Source organism: Psychrobacillus sp., from assembly GCF_056205495.1.
Genome location: NZ_JBAEAP010000436.1, coordinates 1 through 2,111 on the forward strand (window position 1 = coordinate 1; position 2,111 = coordinate 2,111).

The following is a 2,111-nucleotide window of genomic DNA, read 5'->3' on the forward strand; positions in this document are numbered from 1 at the left end:
AGTGTTGCTCCTTTTTCGGTCACGATCACTGGAACAGGGTTGGTTGTATGAGCAGTCATCGGATTCCCCTCGAGGGTCGTTACCTCATCGGAGTTCCCATGGTCTGCTGTGATGATTGCCTGGCCACCTTTAGCCAAAATAGCATCTACCACCTTGCCAAGGCAAGTATCCACTGCCTCGATTGCTTTAATAGTTGGCTCTAGCATACCGCTATGGCCTACCATGTCCGGGTTAGCAAAGTTTAAGATGATTGCGTCGAATTTATCTAATGCAATTTCACCTAATAAAGCATCGGTTAACTCATAGGCACTCATTTCAGGCTTCAAATCATAGGTTGCCACTTTAGGAGAATTAATGAGAATTCGATGTTCTCCAGGGAATGTCTTCTCTCGACCACCGCTCATAAAGAAGGTGACATGTGGATACTTTTCCGTTTCGGCAATGCGTAGCTGTGTTTTGTCACGAGCTGCAAGTACCTCACCGATCGTGTTCGATAAATCGACTGTTTCAAATACTACATCTGCGACCACGTCATCACTGTAATGTGTGAATGTCACGAATTTTAGGTTTTTCGGATGCTTTTCGCTAAGCGGGAAGCTATCGAATGAAGGTGTGTTAAGCGCCATCGATAATTGAATCGCACGGTCTGGTCGGAAATTAAAGAAGATAACTGCATCATTCGTATCAATCGTCGTAGCCGGCTGTCCATTTTGCTCTATGACAAATGGCAGGACAAATTCATCGGCGATATCCTGTTCATACGAATCGAGAATCCCTTGCGTCGCGCTTTCCGCCGTTTTACCGACTCCGTCAACCATTGCCTGATAGGCAAGGATGACACGCTCCCAGCGACGGTCACGGTCCATCGCGTAGTAGCGTCCACTAATAGAAGCGAACCTACCGATGCCGATTTCCTTCATTTGCTTCTCTGTTTCCGCAACATAAGCGACAGAAGTACGTGGTCCAACGTCTCGGCCATCTAAAAAGCCATGTACAAATACATCATCTAGACCTTGTGCTTTAGCAAGCTTCAACAAAGCAAATAGATGAGAATAATGACTATGAACACCGCCATCTGATAGTAAGCCCATTAAATGCAGCTTGCCACCCGTTTGCTTAACATGCTCAATTGCTGCTAGCAGCTTTTTCTCGTTAAAGAATTCTCCGTCACGAATCGATTTATGGATGCGAGTCAGGTTTTGATAGACGATTCTACCGGCACCGATATTTAAATGACCAACCTCTGAGTTACCCATTTGACCATCGGGTAGACCAACTGCCTCACCAGAAGCGATCAGGGTTGCATTCGGAAACTGGTTCCAATAGCGATCGAAGTTTGGTTTTTTTGCATGAAATACGGCATTACCATACGTTTCAGGTCTAAGCCCGAAGCCGTCTAGAATAATGAGTGCAACTGGACTTTTAGGCATTTGCACCAGCCTCCAGTAATTTCACAAACGAATCTACCTGTAGGCTTGCCCCGCCAACTAGTGCACCATCGATATCTTCCTTAGAAAGCAGCTCTACGATATTCTCAGGCTTCACGCTGCCGCCGTATTGGATACGCACTGCGCTTGATACTTCTTCTCCAAAGCCATCTAAAATAGTCTCACGGATCGCACGACATACATCGTTTGCATCGTCAGCAGTAGCTGTCTTACCAGTTCCGATTGCCCAGATTGGCTCGTAGGCGATAATCGTGTTTTTCACTTGTTCCTCTGTTAAGCCTTCTAGAGCTGCTGTTGTTTGAGCGGAAACGATGCTTTCTGTTTCATTGCTCTCGCGCTGCTCCAATGACTCTCCAACACAAATGATTGGCGTTAAGTTGTACTCGAAGGCTGCCTTCGCTTTTTTATTGACTGATTCGTCGGTTTCGTTGAAATATTGACGTCTTTCCGAGTGTCCAATCACAACATAGCTTACGCCGATATCTTGTAATTGGTGGCCGCTCACCTCACCAGTGAACGCGCCCTCTTTTTCCTCATGCATGTTTTGTGCACCGATGGAAATGAAAGTCCCCTTCGTCTCATTCACTAAAGACTCTAGAAATAAAGATGGAGCGCAAATTACAGCTTCCACATTCGTAGTGTCGATCTGTTTTTCTTTTAATT

Annotated in this window: 2 protein-coding genes; both read right to left on the minus strand. The window is 45.7% G+C overall.

Annotated features, from left to right (window positions below; genetic code table 11):
* Positions 1-1,430 (minus strand): 2,3-bisphosphoglycerate-independent phosphoglycerate mutase (gene gpmI, locus AC06OU_RS12710; protein WP_475856214.1); only part of this gene is annotated, 1,430 nt, incomplete at its 3' end.
* The coding region (tpiA, locus tag AC06OU_RS12715; RefSeq protein ID WP_475856216.1) for a triose-phosphate isomerase at positions 1,423-2,111 on the minus strand (689 nt) is incomplete at its 5' end. The genes gpmI and tpiA, both read right to left, overlap by 8 nt.